Below are 14,167 nucleotides of genomic sequence, written 5' to 3' on the forward strand. Positions count from 1 at the left end.
AGGCGAAAGCAAACCAAGTCTTCAACGGATTTTCCTCACGGCGGGGACAGAACTTTCCCAGTGTCGCACAGGAAGGGGCAGAGCTGTCAACCTTTCCTCCCGACGCTCCCTCACCAAACGGGGCGTTTCGGCGAAGGCTCCCTCACCTACTGGGTCTAATTTTCCCGACGCCCATCAAGCCCGGCAACCAGCGAGGCCTCATCGGCGGCGCTCAGGCCGGATGCGAGCTGCCGCCCGGCCCAGGGATCGCAGGCGGCGATGATGTCCCGGAACGTGTCAGCCAGCGGGCGCCGGTGCAGTCCCAGTTCCAGCGCCCGGGCGTCGGAGCGGCGGGCAAAACCGGCGTATTCCGTCTCTGCAGGCAACACCAGCGGCAGGGACCGGGGCCCGCTCCAGGGGGCAACGCCGTCGTCCGCCATGGCGGAAATGGTATAGGGAACCATTCGAGGTTCGGCATGCGCGGCCAACCACGATTGGGAGTGTGCTGCTTCCCTGGCCGCCGCCAGGGCATCGGTCAGCGGCACCAACCGACCCACAGCGTTCACTGCCCCGGTGTGCCCGCCAAGTCCGGCGGCAAGAACGAAGTCGGCGAGGTCGCGGACGTCCACGAGTTGCACGTGCTGGGGGTAGTTTGGGCCGTCGTCGGCAGGCTCCAGCACCGGCCCGCCGGGATCCGCCATACGCAGCGGCCAGTATGTGCTGCGGCCGGTGGGATCCCCGGGCCCGCCGATCAGACCGGCCCGGACCAGCAGGGCAGCGCCGCCCCGGGCTGCCAGGGTCAGCTGCTCGCAGCCGGACTTCGCCTCCCCGTACAGCTCCGGTGAGTACTCCTCCCCCGGCCCGAGCGGGTCAAGCAGCGGCGCATCCTCGCGCGCTTCCGGAGTGGCGTGGTCCGCGTACACGGAGCAGGACGACACGAAAACCCAGTTCCTGGCCTGCGGCGACAGCGCCTCCAAGGCGTCCCGGGCGTGCGCGGGAAAACGGGTAAGCTCCACCCCCAGATCCCAGTCCTGCCCGGCCACTTGGGAGTAGCCAACAGCCCTGCCACCAGATTTGTTCCGGCCAACTTCGTCCCGACCAGCCTTGTCCCGGTCAAGCACGACGGCGGTGGCGCCTTCCGGGAAATCGCCGCTTTCCCCGCGGGCCAGGGCTGTGACGGCATGCCCGGACGCCAGCGCCAGCCCCGCCACCGACCGGCCGAGCCATCCCGTGCCGCCCAGGATCAAAATGTTTGCCATGGTTCCAGCCAACCGCGTTACACACGGCCGGGCAAGGCCTTTTCACGCTCAGCGGATGGCTTTCCTGCCAGCTTCATCGTTTAGTCTGCTGGCATGACAAATGCCGCAGAGGATCTAAGACATGCCGCGTCGACGTGGTGGGCGGCCATCCTCAACGGCTTCACCCGCACCGACCCCCTCAGCGTGCCGGCCGGCATTCTGCTGGGCATTCTCGCGGCGGCCATCATCCTGAGCATCCCGCGCGTGACGTGGCGCTGGTTCGGGCTGTACGTGACGTTTGTGCACGAGCTCGGCCACGCGTTTGCAGCTCTTATGACGGGCCGGGTGGTGCACGGCGTGAAGATCGGACTGGACCATTCCGGGCAGCTGGTCAGCAGCGGCCGCCGCGGTTTCAGCGCCCTGTGGTCCGGCTTTTGGGGCTACCCGGCGCCCGCCGTTGTGGGGTTGGCGTTGGTGTGGTCGGTCTCGGCGGGCTGGGCGGGCGCTGCGGCCTCGATCGGCGCACTCATCCTGCTGCTGGCCCTGATTTTTCTGCGCAACTTCACGGGCATCGTCGTGGCGCTGCTGAGCGCGGTCGTTGCCCAGCTGCTGGTCATGTTCGCCAGCCCGCAGACTGTCAGCTGGTCGGTCCTGGCACTGGGCATTGCGCTGGGTGTGGGCTCCGTGCGCGACTTCTTCAAGGTCGCCGCCGTCCACACGCGCCGCCGCAGCCAGCTCGCCAGCTCCGACGCGCACCTTCTGGCACAGGCGAGCCGAACGCCGTCGTTCCTCTGGCTTAGCGGCTTTGCCGTGGTCATCTTCGGCGCCGCGGCGGTCTCCGGGTGCCTGGTGTGGGGAATGCTGGCGCGCTAGTTTTTCACCGTCGGGTTGTTGACAGCGTAGTGGAGATGGACGACGCCGTTTCCAAAGTTCCGTTGGTCCAGCAGTTCCAGCGAGGTGCTAATGCCATCGGGCAGGGCTCGGCTGCCGCCGCCAACGAGGACTGGTGACACCAGCAGGTGGATCTCATCCACCAGCCCCGCAGTCAGCGCCTGCCCACCCAACTCGGCGCCGCCCACGGACAGGTTGTGGACGGATTCCGCCTTCATGCGGAGGATGGCCTCCGGCTCAAATTTCCGTTCGATCCGGGTCCGTTCCGTGGCGGGTTTCTCCAGGGTCCGGGAGAATACCACCTTGTCGATCTGGTGCCAGGCGTCCGCGTAGTCCCGAACCACCTTGATCAGGTCCGTCCGGGCGTAGAATTCCTCCCACACCATCATGGTTTCGTAGAGCCGGCGGCCGTACAGGTGGGTGCCGATGCCCTGTTCTAGGTCGTTGGCGAAGGCGTGGACCTCGTCGTCCGGCATAGCCCAGTCAAAGCTGCCGTCGCTGTCATTGATGTAGCCGTCGAGGGACGTCAGTGCTGTGTAGATGAGTTTGGCCATGGCCGCAGCCTCCTGCGCTTGGAAGGGTTGACCCCTTCAAGTATTCGCGCATTTGGTGGTCGCCGAAAGCTATCTGCCCAGCTTTTTCAGCAGCCACTTTACGGCTTGGTCAGTTTGGTTGCCGAACGGGTTTTCATCCACAACGTACGTCCAGGTGGTGGAGCCCCTGCGGATCCCGGCAGCCTCGAGATCCACGTGACCGTCGGTGATGTCCAGCGCCTCCACGGTCTCCAGCGCGTTGGCATGGGCGTCCTCGAGGAAACCCTCAAAGGCGCGGATGGTTTCCCTCCGGAATTCGTCGAGCGGGTTTTGCCGGCCCAGTGCGCGCAGGTGGATGGCCGCCCGCTGCTCGGACAGCAGGGCCAGGTGGTCGCTCCACAGGGCGTCGAGTTCAAAGAGCAGAACAACATGGCACACACGTGACAATTCCGCTTCGCCCAGTATCCCGCGCATGGCCACCAGCTTGTTGCCGGCCCGGGCTTCGTCGCCAACGCCTGTTTCAGAAACACCCCTTCCGGCAAGGCTCTCGTCTACAAGCCCCTCAAGGAGCTCCAGCGCGGCCCCGGGGTTGTGCAGCACCCGGGAGCGTTCGGCCAGCACCACCCGCCGCTGCCAGGCGATCAGCTCGTTGTATTTCCACGAATTTTGCTGCGTCGTCAACCGTTCCTGTTCGGCCAGCCGCTGTGCCCGGTCGAGGAGTTTGGACACGCCCGCCTTGGTGACCAATCCGGCGTCGTCCGCTTCATTGGCCACCGAATCGGTGAGTTCCAGGCCGTGCGCCTCCTGCCCGTTCGCTGCCGGGTCTTCCATGCTGGAGAAGATGATGCTGGCGCCAGGATCTCCCTGCCGCCCGGCGCGGCCCCGCAGCTGCGCATCCAAACGGGGTGAATAAAAGCGGCCCACAATGATGACCAGCAGCCCACCCAAGGCGGCCACGCCGCTGTGCCCTGCGGGCGTTGCCGGGTTCCCGCCCAGCAGGATGTCGGTGCCGCGCCCGGCCATCTGGGTGGACACGGTGAGCGTTCCGCGGCGCCCGGCCTGGGCGATGATGTCCGCCTCCGCACTGTCGTTGCGGGCGTTCAGGACCTGGGCGTCGATGCCTGCGGCCTCCAGCGCTGCGGCGAAACGCTCGGATGTTGCAACGTCGTGGGTGCCGATCAGGACCGGCTGGCCCGTGGCATGGGCCGCATGCGCAGCCTTGACCACGGCAGCGTCGCGCTGGGCTGCGGTGGCGTAAATCTGCTCCGGGCGGTCCACGCGGATGCACGGCCTGTGGGACTCAACCCGTCCGGCGTCGAGCTCGTAATGCGTGCGCAGGTATTCCGAAACGGCCACGGCGGTGCCACTCATCCCGGTGACGCTCGTGAAACTTTTGATGAGGTCCCGCACCAAAAGCTGGTCCAAGACCTCCCCCTGTTCGGTTTTGCGCAGCCCCTCCTTGGTCTCCACCGCCGCCTGCAAACCGTCCGGCCAACGCTGCAGGGCAGCCACCCGACCGCGGGAGTCGGAAACAATCTCGGCCTTGCCGTCGCGCACAATGTAGTCGACATCGCGCTGCAGCAGCACCTCCGCATGCAGTGCGGTGTTGATGGAGGAAAACAGTGGCGTTCCTGCCACGGAATAAAGTTCGACGCCGGGCCAGCTCGCCTCGACCTTGTGGAGACCGGAATCCGTGAGGGAGACGTTCCGTTTGTCAGCCTCAACCGTGTAGTCGATGCCGGGCCGCAGCGTTTTGACGAAACCGGCCACGTCGACGGCTTGCAGTTCGTTGCGGGCCCGCCCGGCCAGGACCAGCGGGACCGTGGCCTCGTCGACCAGGACCGAATCGATCTCATCCACGATGCAGACGCCGAATTTCTGCAGGACCTCTTCCTCCGGTTCGGTGCAGCTCCGATCCCGCAGCACGTCGAAGCCCAGCTCGTTGACGGAGACGTAGACGATGTCCGCGAGGTACGCCTGTTTTCGGCCCGGCGCCTCCGCTGCTTCGGTGACGGATGCGGCCGTGATGCCGAGAGCCTCGAAGAACGGGTCCATCCAGGTGGCGTCCCTGTGGGCCAGGTAGTCGTTGACGGTGAGGACGTGGACGCGGTTTCCTTGCAGGGCGTGGGCGCCGGCAACCAGCGCACCGACCAGGGTTTTGCCTTCGCCGGTGTCCATTTCCACCACGGTGCCCCGCAGCATGTTGGCGGCGGCGAGGAGCTGGCTGCCAAAGGGTGTCATGCCCAGGGTTTCCTGCGCCAGGACGTTGGCGGCCGCGAGGTAGTCCTCCAGGTCTGAGTCGTTCCAGGGGGCTGGGGTTTCGGAATGCCCGCCTGCCACGTCATGGGGCTCGCGGAGGCCGTCCAAGATTTTTCGAGCCTTTGCCGGTGCCCGCCCGTCAGTCTGGAGCGCCTCGGCCCTGCCGGCTGCGCGGGCGGCAATCTTGTCCAACCCTGCCGTGTCAACAACACCGGGGACGTTGAGCAGCCAGTTCTTGAACTTGTTGATCCGCATGGACTCTTCCGTCTCGTCGTGGTGGAACTGCCGGTACTATCCGCATCATATCGAGTCGTGAGATATGGCGACTTAGGCGCGTCTAGGTCGCCATATCTCACGGCTCGGCGAGTCGCCGGCCGGCGTACTTGCTTAATTTTGCAGCACAGATTGTGTCAGAGGCGGTGACTTAGGCGTGCACGGCCAGCGTCACCACCACAGCAGCTGACTCTGGGGACCAGGTGGAGACGCGGTCTCGCATCCGCTTCAAGGGCGCGCGCTTGGCATTGACCAGCTCCCCCAATCCAGTAAGGACCTAGCGCCGGACAAAAGGCGGCTGGCGCTTCAGCCGCTACTTGAAGCGCGCCACACCCAGCACGGCCGGTGCCGCGGGCGGTCCGTCCTGCTGGCCGTTGGATGTTCCCTGCCCTGCAACCTTTTCCACGGCGTCCAGGCCACTGGTGATCTCGCCGAAGACCGTGTAGCCACCCCCGGCGCCGCTGGGGATGGTGGTGTCGCCGTAAACGATGAAGAACTGGCTGCCGTTGCTGTTCGGATCGCTGGTGCGGGCCATGGCAAGGGTGCCGCGCTGGTACACATTGTTGGCTGGCGCGTTTTCCACGGGACCAAACTCGTAGCCCGGTCCACCGGAGCCGGTTCCGGTGGGATCCCCGCACTGCAGGATGTCAAAGCCGCCTGTGGTCAGCCGGTGACACTTGGTGTCCACAAAGAAGTCGGTCTCCGCCAAGTGAAGGAACGACGCCACCGCCTTCGGGGCTTCGTCGCCAAAGAGGGTCACCCCCAGCTCGGAACCGTTGAAGTCCATGGTTCCGGTCCACTCGCGGTTCTGCGCAGTTGCCGGGTCCGGCGCCGCCGCGGCAGCCAATGTTTCCTTGTCGCTGCTCTCGCCTAGCTTGGACATCAACGCAGTCCCTCCCCAGACGAGCAAAACCATCGCCACGACTATCGCGACGATCAGCACCACCATCTTCTTGGAATTGGACGTGGCTGGCTGCGGTGTTTTGGTGGTGTGCATGCGGACAAGTCTAGGAGATTTCGTCCGCACCCTCAGCGGCACCGCGCAATAACGGCGTCGATCTCCTCCGCTGTCAGCCCATTGGCCAGCAAAAACGCACGCACATCCAGGCCGCCCACGAATTCTGCCACGGCCTCTCCGCGCCCCTGCACCACCTCGGCCAGCTCCCCCGGCTCCATGTGGCGTTCATGGGGATGTTTCACGGGCGCCACCAAATGCCATTCATTGATGCCGCGCGTTGCCTGCTCGTCCTCCCGTGCCGCGAGCTCGTCCTGCCCCACCAGCACCAACAGCAGCGTGGCAATCAGGCCGGTCCGGTCCCGCCCGGCCGAGCAATGAATCACCACCTTGCCCCGCGCCACCGCCAGTTCCTTGAACACGGCCGCAACCCGCTCCGGAAACAGCCGCACCATGTCCGCATACAGCCGGGGATGGTTTAGATAAGGGTGGAAGTGGTCCTGGTAGCGCGGATCGTCCGGGTTCTCCGTCGGTGAATGCACGACGACGAACCTCGCCAGTGTTTCCCCGGTCACCACCGGGTCGGTCGGCCTGCGCTTGCGCTCCGCGGGGTTCCTCAGGTCGATGACAGTGCGCACGCCGTCGTCATGCAGCTGGTCCCAACCGTGCTCGGTGAGCCATTCGCTGCGGCCCATCCGGTAGATGTCGCCGGCGAGGAGGCGGGCGTTGACGGCACCTTCCCAGTGCGGGCCGGTCACGGCTGCCTGGGGAGCCGTTGTTTGGCCAGCCGGAAATCAAGACCGTTGCGGACCTGCGGCCACTCGGCGGCCAGAATGGAGAACACAACGGTGTCCCGCAGGGAGCCGTCGGCCAGGCGGCGGTGGGCGCGGAGGACGCCGTCCTGCTTGGCGCCCAGCCGGGCAATGGCCTCACGGGACTGGGTATTCATCCAGTGGGTGTGGAACTCCACGGCCTCACAACCCAACACGTCAAAGGCATGGCCGAGCAGCAGCCTCTTGCTGTCCGGATTTGTCCCCGACCCCTGGGCGCTGGCGGCGTTCCAGGTGGATCCGATGGCCAAACGTGGCACGGCAAGGTCAATGGCATAGTAGCTTGTCAGGCCGATGATCTCGCCGGGCTCCCCCGTCAAAGGGTCGTTCTTTCGGGTGGTGAACGACAGCTCGGTCCCGGCGTCCTGCGCAGCCAAGCGGCACTGAATCTCTGCCTCCATTGCTTCGGGGCGGGGAACTGTGGTGTACCAAAGGTTCCACAGCTCGCCGTCGGACGCAGCGTTCACGAGGGCATCGTGATGGTCCATGCGCAGCGGTTCGAGGGTGACGTATTTTCCGGACAGGGTGATGGGCGCAATGGCGGTCATGGAAAAACACTATCCGATGCAGCCGTTGCGGCTTCTTGTGTGGCCCCTGAGTCCCGGCCCTACTGGCAGGGCTGCCCTCGGCGTACGCGCAAGGAAACGGCCCGGCGTGGCGCATACGGTACGGAGGCTTTCGGTATGCGCCTGGTCCGGGCCGGGTCTGGAGCATGTTCCCGGGGTAGTTTCGGGTAGTTTGCGTATACGCGGAGTCGCCCTGCCGCATGCGCATAACCCCAAATGTTTGGCATGGGCCGGGCTATGGACTCAAGTATCTGTCAGCGGCAGACTGGCTGTATGGGCTACTCACTGCAAATAGTTGTTGATTGCATTAATCCGCATGATCTTGCCGATTGGTGGGCCGAAACCATGGGATGGCAGGTGGAGCCCTCCGACGAGGCTTTCATCCGGTCCATGGTGGACAAGGGCTTCGCCACGGAAGACCAAACGCTTGTCCACCACGGCGTACTTGTGTGGGCACTCGGTTCCGCAATCACACCCGGACCCGATCCCGGACCCGACCGGCCGCGGATACTGTTTCAAACCGCGGACGCTGCCAAGACCTCCAAGAACCGCATCCACTGGGACGTCCGGCTGGACGGGGATGACAAGGAAACCATCCGCACAAAACTGGAAGCCCGCGGCGCCTCTTTCCTCTGGGACGCCAGTCAGGGGCCTCATGCCTGGTTCACCATGGCCGACCCCGAAGGCAACGAATTCTGCATCAGTTAGGTCCACGAATCCCAGCCCAGCGCCCGCCAGCTAGAATCACAAGGGTGAGCAGCACAACGAATCTTCCCGAGCAGGTATCCGACATCTTCGACCCCACCCGCTGGCGCGTGGTTGAGGGCTTCGACTTCACCGACATGACGTACCACCGCCAGGTGGAACGCGGCGAAGACGGCAGCATCGTCAGGGATCTGCCCACCGTCCGCATCGCCTTCAACCGGCCCGAGGTCCGTAACGCCTTCCGCCCCGGCACGGTCGATGAGCTGTACCGTGCCATGGACCATGCCCGCATGACCCCCGATGTCGCGACCGTGTTGCTGACCGGCAACGGCCCCTCCCCCAAGGATGGTGGCCATTCCTTCTGCTCCGGCGGCGACCAGCGCATTCGCGGCCGCGACGGCTACAAGTACGCCGAGGGCGAGACCAAGGAAACTATCGACCCCGCACGCGCCGGACGCCTCCACATCCTGGAGGTCCAGCGGCTCATGCGCACCATGCCCAAGGTGGTCATCGCCGTCGTCAACGGCTGGGCAGCAGGCGGCGGGCATTCCCTCCACGTGGTCTCGGACCTGACCATCGCCTCCCGCGAGCACGGCAAGTTCAAGCAGACGGACGCCACTGTCGGAAGTTTCGACGCCGGCTACGGATCGGCCCTGCTGGCCCGCCAAATCGGGCAAAAGTCGGCAAGGGAAATCTTCTTCCTGGCCCGCGAATATTCAGCCGATGACATGGTCGCCATGGGTGCCGTCAACGAGGCCGTGGCTCACGAGGATTTGGAAAAGGTGGCACTGGAATATGCGGCGGACATTGCCCGCCAGTCCCCGCAGGCCATTCGCATGCTCAAATTCGCCTTCAACCTGGCCGACGACGGCTTGGCCGGCCAGCAGGTCTTCGCCGGCGAGGCCACACGCTTGGCCTACATGACCGATGAGGCTGTGGAGGGCAAGGAAGCGTTCCTGGAAAAACGCGACCCCGACTGGTCCCCCTTCCCGTACTACTTCTAATCCCCCGCAACTCCTATATATAGGCACCCATGAACATTGAACCCCTGCTCAAGGCACTTTCCGAAGCACTCTCCGGTGAGGGCCCTGCGGTCCAAATCGCCCCCGACGGCAGCTTCACCCTCATCCCGGCGACCGAGCTGGGACGCCCGGCCGGAAGCGAAACCGACGTTGCCGCCGTCGTGCTTACCTCGGGGAGCACCGGCACACCCAAGCGGACGCTGCTGAGTGTGGAGGCGCTGGCGGCGTCGTCGGTGGGCACGGCCATGGCGCTGCAGGGCGAGGGACAGTGGTTGCTCGCGCTGCCCATGAATTACGTGGCCGGACTGCAGGTTTTGGTGCGCAGCTTGTTCGCCGGCACGCGGCCCTGGGCCATGGACCTGAGCGGCGGATTCACCCCCGAAGCCTTCACCGAGGCCGCGCTGGAGCTGACCGACAACACCCGCTTCACCTCGCTCGTGCCCACCCAGCTCACGCGCCTCCTGACCAACCCCAGCGCTGAAACGCTGACCGTGCTGCGCCGCTTCAACGCGATCCTGCTTGGCGGCGGCCCCATCAACCCCGCCCTGCTTGAGGCCGCGCGCGGTGCCGGGCTGAAGGTCGTCACCACCTACGGCATGTCCGAAACCTGCGGCGGCGCCGTATATGACGGCGTCCCTCTCGACGGCGTGCAGCTCGCCATCCGCGACGGCCGAGTCTGGCTCGGCGGCCCGGTGGTGGCGGCCGGGTACCTGGACGATGCGGAGCTCACTTCCGCATCCTTCTCCGAAGAAGAGCACGACGGCGAGATGGTGCGCTGGTACCAAAGCGGCGACTTGGGCGAGCTGGACAGTGAGGGACGGCTGCGCGTGCTGGGGCGGGTTGACGATGTCATCATCAGCGGCGGGTTGAAGATTTCCGCCGGTGCCGTCACCGACGGGCTGCACCGCGTGCCGGGTGTCCGCGAGGCGTTTGTGGTGCCGGTTCCGTCGCAGGAATGGGGACAGCAGGTGGCTGCCATGGTGGTTTCCTCGGGCACCGAGGCGCAGCTGCTGGCCAGTGCGGCCGAGGTCATGGAGGCCCAGTTGCTGCCCAAGACTGTGGTGTTCGTCTCGGCGCTGCCGCTGCTTGGCAATGGAAAGCCCGACAGGGCGGCAATTTTGGCCGCGCTGACCGAGGCCGCACACGCCGCCTAGCGCCGACAAGCGGCACAATTAATCCTGTGGGCCCGATGCTCGGGCACCAATTTTATTCAGCTACGAATATTTCATTCAACTGCACATAAGGAGTAACGCTGTGGCCACTGTGGGTCAATGGATATCCGGGGCCCGGCTGAGGACCCTGCCCATGGCAATTGCCCCCGTGATTATCGGTACCGCGGCGGCCTTTGACATGGGTGGCCTGCACTGGGTCCGTGCCATCTTGGCCGCACTCGTTGCGTTGCTGCTGCAGGTTGGCGTGAACTACGCCAACGACTACTCCGACGGAATCCGCGGCACCGACGAAGTCCGGGTTGGACCGTTGCGTCTCGTGGGCAGCGGTGTGGCCCGCCCGCACAACGTGAAGATGGCAGCGTTTGCCGCCTTTGGTCTTGCCATGGTTGCCGGACTGGCACTGGTGATCCTGTCCCAGGCGTGGTGGCTGCTGCTGGTGGGCGCCGGCGCCGTGTTGGCAGCGTGGGGTTACACGGGAGGCAAGAACCCGTACGGCTACATGGGCCTCGGCGACGTTTTTGTGTTTGTGTTCTTCGGGCCCGTGGCGACCTTGGGCACCACCTTCACCCAAGCTAGCGGGGTGAGCACGGCGGCAGTCTTGGGTTCAATCTCCACGGGACTGATCGCCGTCGCACTTCTGATGGCCAACAATGTCCGCGACATCCCCACGGACACCGAAGTGGGCAAGCGGACACTCGCGGTGCGGCTGGGCGATAAGAATGCGCGGCTCAGTTATGTGGTGATGCTGGCGCTGTCGCTGGGGCTGATGATGTTCCTGGTGCCCGAAAATCCGTGGATTCTGCTGGTGCTGTTGCTGGTGCCGTTCATGCTGATGCCCAGCTGGCTCATGCTGAAGGGGAAGAAGCGCAAGTCCCTGATTCCCGTATTGCAGCAGACGGGGCTGATCAACCTTGGCTTCAGCGTGCTGTTTGCGGCGGCCATGGTGCTGCCCGCGCTGCGACTGTAACTGCGCGGCCGCAGCGGGGCCGGTTAGAGCGCTTCGGGCTTGGTGGTTCCGGGCTTGCGGTCGGCGTCGATCCAGATATCGGGGTTCTCGTCGATGAGCGCGTCCTCAGCCTCGGCATCGGCCATGGCACCCGCGGACTGGGTGGTGGTGGCGTTCGGCGCGAAGGTTTTGGCGACGGCGGCGGTGGCGCCCTCGCGCTGTTTGCGGAAGAACAGGAAGCTGACCAGGAATGCGCACAGGGCGCCGATCAGGGCCGCGGTGAGTGGGCTGAAGTCCAGCGCTTTGTAGGCGATGAGGAAGAATGCCAGGAAAAGAACGCCACGGATCAGGGAGTATTTGAAGAAAGCCACGGGCCAAGTTTAGCCGCTAAAGCTGAGTGTCACCCCAGTGCCCGGGAGGGTGCCGATTTGTCGCTCAACGGTAGAATGAAGTATGCGTTATATCATTCCTGTTGCCCTCGGTATTGTGATTTTCGTTTACGGACTCATTGACTGCCTCCGTAGCGAAACCAACGACGTGCGCAGCATCCCCAAATCCGCCTGGATCCTCGTCATCGTGCTTTTGAACGTGATTGGTGTTGCTCTGTGGTTCCTGTTTGGGCGCCCGCAATACGCCGCGTCAGGCGCCGGCTCCTCCGTTGGACAGCGGACGGGCGGCCCTTCATCCGGCCCGAACCGTACCGCGGCTCCCGGCAGCTATGCACGGTCTACAGCCCCCGACGACGACCCCCAGTTCCTGCGCAACCTTGAAGTGAACAGAACGCAGAAGATGGAAGCCGAACGGCTCCGCAAGCTCAAGGCCGAGTTGGAGGCCCGCGAGGCAAAGCTCCGCGAGCAGCACCCGAACGACGAAAACAAGAAGTAGCTTCTTTCAGCCGGCCCGCAAAAAACGGCGAAAATATGCGTTTGGATGCGATTTTCGCTGTTTTCTTGGGCCCACGCCGGCAGAGCTCCCTGGCCGAGGTACGAGGTTAGGGAGCCGGTGGGGAGGGCCAGTTTTTGTTGGGGACGAACTTGAGGGCTCCCGGCCGCCGATGCCCCACCTATAGTTCTTCGTCGGATCCAACTCATTCGGATGGCCCGTTGTCACTCTCTCAATGAGGACACGGCCCGGCGTTCGTCCGGACCCCTTGCCAGCAGCAGGGACGACGGCGCACCAAATTCTGCCACTGTAATTGACCTTGTATTGGTACCGGTCATAGTCCTGGCCCTGAAATGACAGAACAGCCAACTCATCGCGCATGCGGTAGCAAGAATTTGGATCCTCGCTCTGCGGTGTCGTCGTCAGGAATTCCCAAGCATCTGCCATCTTGTTGCGCTCCGTGGCACAGGCGTCAGCCCATCCTTTTCGGCTTCACGCGTGATGTGGAGCAGCAAGTAGTCTGTGGTTCTAACCGGACGGAGTACCTGCCGCTTTTCGCCATCATGACTATGGCTACTGGACGATGATTGGCTCGTCCAGGTATTGCAGGTCGGATCCGTTGGATCGGAAACCCTCTGCCAATGCCGTGGCGCTGGCCTCCCAAGCGCTAATGGTGATGCTCAGACGTCCGAAGTGACCCACGAACGCGCACCCACGAGCAACTTCAACCACTTCGTCGGCAAATTTCCGTTGCGGTTCGTTCGAGAAGAAAGTCATCCAGGGAAAGGGTTCGTGGAGGCGGGTGATGAAGTCACCCTCACCCAGGGAAACCGCTATGAGTGTCGACGCCAGGCGACGACCCATCTGATCGTTGGAACGGGTGCTGGCTTTGGAGCCGATCAAAGCATCGCGGTCAGGCCCCGGGCGGAGGCGCCAGCTTTGTCTGTACCCGAACTCCACCGCGAGATCGCAGTGGTGGCCCTAAACGTGGCTTAGGGTCACACCTGCGATCTCGCGGAACGTTAGGGCTGCGTTACTGCTTCTCTTCGATCTTCACGGTCCACGAATCCAGGTTCGCCGCCTTGACGTCCAGGAAGTAGTTGCCGGCCTTCTTGTGCAGCGCCGTGGTGTTACTCTCCGGCTTGGTGATCATGACAACCGGGATGCCACCGTCAACCATGATGTCGGTGCCTTCCTTTTCCAGATAGATGCTGCCGATGGCGAAGTCCTCTTCGGAGCCGACAAATTCGTAGACCATGCGAGTTTCCTTGCCGGACAATGCGAAGACCTGGCTGGCTTGGTCTGCCGCGCCACTCAGCGAAACAACTTCCACCCACGTGGCCTCGACCGGCTTCTCAACCGGCTTTTCAGCGGGCACTTCGGGAACGGGTGCCTTTGCCTCCGGAGCTGCCGGTGCCTCGACCCCCGACTCAACGACAGGGTTGGTGCCCGAGGTGCCAGCCGCACCGCCGCTGATTCCGCCAACCAGCATCAGGGCCACGGTGACCACAATGGCAACAACCTTGTTCTTCGAGTACCCGGCCAGCAAGTTCCCGGACTTGTCGGTCTGCTTGCCGACCAGCGTGATGATCAGGTCGATCAACATCCAAATACCGAACCCGCCAAGCGTGAACAACTTCAGCAGGCCGGTGCCCACCTTGCCCAGGTAGAAGCGGTCGACACCCCAAAAGCCGAGGAACAGGGACAGCAGCCACGTGACCACGAAGGATTTGGTCCCCTCCGTCTTGGCCGGGTTGAACGGCGCCTTCTGGGGCGTTTGAACATAAGTTTTGTGCGACATGATGATTCCTTTCGGGCACGGCAAAGCTGCCGGAGCCGGTTTTGTTGGTGAAGTATTTAGGTACCAGTATTTAAGTGCCAGGCCGTGTCTTGAACGTCCTGCCGCATGGTGGCCC

Annotated in this window: 15 protein-coding genes; 6 read left to right on the top strand and 9 right to left on the bottom strand. The window is 64.0% G+C overall.

Translation table 11 applies throughout. The features are described from left to right. Positions 1 to 155: 155 nt before the first annotated feature. The gene (locus tag art_RS11125) at positions 156 to 1,238 is read right to left on the bottom strand and encodes a hypothetical protein (protein WP_038464997.1); all 1,083 of its coding nucleotides are present in this window, start codon (positions 1,236 to 1,238) and stop codon (positions 156 to 158) included. Between the two features lie 93 nt (positions 1,239 to 1,331). Between art_RS11125 and art_RS11130 the strand changes: the two genes are divergently transcribed. Continuing rightward, positions 1,332 to 2,090 carry a M50 family metallopeptidase gene (locus tag art_RS11130; protein ID WP_038464998.1) on the top strand — a complete coding sequence of 253 codons (759 nt, stop codon included), beginning with the start codon at positions 1,332 to 1,334 and terminating at the stop codon, positions 2,088 to 2,090. Here art_RS11130 and art_RS11135 read toward each other — a convergent pair. From art_RS11135 to art_RS11155, 5 genes are all read right to left on the bottom strand, one after another. Then, positions 2,087 to 2,662 (bottom strand): dihydrofolate reductase family protein, encoded by a 576-nt coding sequence (locus art_RS11135; RefSeq protein ID WP_038465000.1) that lies wholly within the window; start codon positions 2,660 to 2,662, stop codon positions 2,087 to 2,089. The genes art_RS11130 and art_RS11135 overlap by 4 nt on opposite strands. Positions 2,663 to 2,731: 69 nt before the next feature. Next, positions 2,732 to 5,155 (bottom strand): accessory Sec system translocase SecA2, encoded by a 2,424-nt coding sequence (gene secA2, locus art_RS11140; RefSeq protein WP_038465002.1) that lies wholly within the window; start codon positions 5,153 to 5,155, stop codon positions 2,732 to 2,734. A 331-nt stretch (positions 5,156 to 5,486) separates the two neighbouring features. Beyond that, positions 5,487 to 6,170, bottom strand: coding sequence for a peptidylprolyl isomerase (locus art_RS11145; protein WP_052136295.1), 684 nt, complete (start codon positions 6,168 to 6,170; stop codon positions 5,487 to 5,489). Between the two features lie 32 nt (positions 6,171 to 6,202). Then, positions 6,203 to 6,886 carry a tyrosine-protein phosphatase gene (locus tag art_RS11150; protein ID WP_038465006.1) on the bottom strand — a complete coding sequence of 228 codons (684 nt, stop codon included), beginning with the start codon at positions 6,884 to 6,886 and terminating at the stop codon, positions 6,203 to 6,205. After that, a complete protein-coding gene (locus art_RS11155; protein WP_038465008.1) occupies positions 6,883 to 7,506 on the bottom strand; it encodes a GNAT family N-acetyltransferase in 624 nt (207 codons plus the stop codon). Before art_RS11155 ends, art_RS11150 begins: the two co-directional genes overlap by 4 nt. Positions 7,507 to 7,797: 291 nt before the next feature. On the opposite strand from art_RS11155, the gene art_RS11160 reads away from it, so the two are divergent. The 4 genes from art_RS11160 (at position 7,798) to art_RS11175 (ending at position 11,390) form a co-directional block, all read left to right on the top strand. Continuing rightward, positions 7,798 to 8,232, top strand: coding sequence for a VOC family protein (locus tag art_RS11160; RefSeq protein ID WP_038465010.1), 435 nt, complete (start codon positions 7,798 to 7,800; stop codon positions 8,230 to 8,232). Between the two features lie 44 nt (positions 8,233 to 8,276). Beyond that, a complete protein-coding gene (locus art_RS11165; protein WP_038465012.1) occupies positions 8,277 to 9,233 on the top strand; it encodes a 1,4-dihydroxy-2-naphthoyl-CoA synthase in 957 nt (318 codons plus the stop codon). Positions 9,234 to 9,262: 29 nt separating this feature from the next. Continuing rightward, on the top strand, positions 9,263 to 10,405 hold the full coding sequence (locus tag art_RS11170; RefSeq protein ID WP_038465014.1) for an AMP-binding protein: 1,143 nt from the start codon (positions 9,263 to 9,265) through the stop codon (positions 10,403 to 10,405). A gap of 100 nt (positions 10,406 to 10,505) precedes the next feature. Beyond that, on the top strand, positions 10,506 to 11,390 hold the full coding sequence (locus art_RS11175; RefSeq protein WP_038465016.1) for a 1,4-dihydroxy-2-naphthoate polyprenyltransferase: 885 nt from the start codon (positions 10,506 to 10,508) through the stop codon (positions 11,388 to 11,390). 23 nt (positions 11,391 to 11,413) lie between these two features. Here the strand turns inward: art_RS11175 and art_RS11180 are convergent, their stop codons facing one another. After that, positions 11,414 to 11,740, bottom strand: a complete 327-nt coding sequence (locus tag art_RS11180; RefSeq protein WP_038465018.1) for a DUF4229 domain-containing protein — start codon at positions 11,738 to 11,740, stop codon at positions 11,414 to 11,416. A gap of 82 nt (positions 11,741 to 11,822) precedes the next feature. Between art_RS11180 and art_RS11185 the strand changes: the two genes are divergently transcribed. Then, positions 11,823 to 12,254 (top strand): PLD nuclease N-terminal domain-containing protein, encoded by a 432-nt coding sequence (locus art_RS11185; protein ID WP_038465020.1) that lies wholly within the window; start codon positions 11,823 to 11,825, stop codon positions 12,252 to 12,254. Between the two features lie 570 nt (positions 12,255 to 12,824). On the opposite strand, the gene art_RS22530 is transcribed toward art_RS11185, so the two are convergent. Beyond that, positions 12,825 to 13,154, bottom strand: coding sequence for a hypothetical protein (locus tag art_RS22530; protein WP_052136297.1), 330 nt, complete (start codon positions 13,152 to 13,154; stop codon positions 12,825 to 12,827). A 130-nt stretch (positions 13,155 to 13,284) separates the two neighbouring features. Then, the gene (locus art_RS21685) at positions 13,285 to 14,052 is read right to left on the bottom strand and encodes a TM2 domain-containing protein (RefSeq protein WP_082000246.1); all 768 of its coding nucleotides are present in this window, start codon (positions 14,050 to 14,052) and stop codon (positions 13,285 to 13,287) included. Positions 14,053 to 14,167 lie beyond the last annotated feature (115 nt).

This window comes from Arthrobacter sp. PAMC 25486 (assembly GCF_000785535.1).
Lineage (GTDB): Bacteria > Actinomycetota > Actinomycetes > Actinomycetales > Micrococcaceae > Specibacter.